The 756-nt window shown below is 64.4% G+C and carries 1 protein-coding gene; it reads right to left on the bottom strand.

The genetic code is table 11. The annotated features are described in order from the left end of the window. A partial coding sequence (locus EN939_RS36615) for an AsmA family protein (protein ID WP_442919603.1) occupies positions 1 to 756 on the bottom strand: 756 nt, incomplete at both ends.

The raw sequence follows: 756 nt of genomic DNA, 5'->3' as shown, positions 1-756 counted from the left end.
GGTCCCGCCGTGGCGTGGGCTGCCGACAGCCTCAGATCGAGATTGATCTTGTCGGCGAAACTTGTGTCGATTTCGCCGGGTCCCGCCCCTCCGGTCGGCACCAGCGGGGTGAAGGCTGACAGAAACGATCTGAGGTCGAGCGTGTCGAAGGCGAGCGTGCCGGAGATCACAGGTTGTGCTTCGCCAAGCGAGAGGTCCAGTGCACCCATCCCCGGATTGTTGTCGAGTGCAATTGCCGTGTTGTCGAACTTGACGCGCCCGCCGGTCGCGGTGATCTTGCTCGAAATGCTGACCGAGCCGATCGCTGCACCCGGAGCGATGCCGGCCTGCGACCATTCCAGGACACGCCGCAGCGAGGGTGCCGAGAACTTCGCCTGACCGTCGAAATAGGTATTTTCAGACATGCTGGCCGTGCCGTCGAACGAGAAGGTGGCGGGCGCCGCCTTAAAGGACAGCGTCAGCGGCGCCGTGCCGCCGGCAAACAGCACAAGCGGTCTGGCCGAGGCGACGTCCAGCGCGACGCTTTCGCCCCGCCAGATCCCTGTTGCCGACAGCGTCGCATTGCTGTTCATCGCCGCCCAATTCGCCTGACCGTTTAAACTGCTCAGGATCTCGACGTCCTTGCCGCCGATGGACGCTACCATTCGGCCGTCGCGAAACTCGACCGTGCCGAAGGTGTCGGTAGGCAGCTTGTCGAGGTCCGGCTTGGCGGGGTCGGCATTGACCACGCCGCGCGCCGTGTCGATGGAACGCGTG

It is taken from the genome of Mesorhizobium sp. M7A.F.Ca.CA.002.05.1.1, assembly GCF_003998335.1.
GTDB lineage: Bacteria > Pseudomonadota > Alphaproteobacteria > Rhizobiales > Rhizobiaceae > Mesorhizobium.
This window is presented reverse-complemented; position numbering and strand designations above follow the sequence as displayed.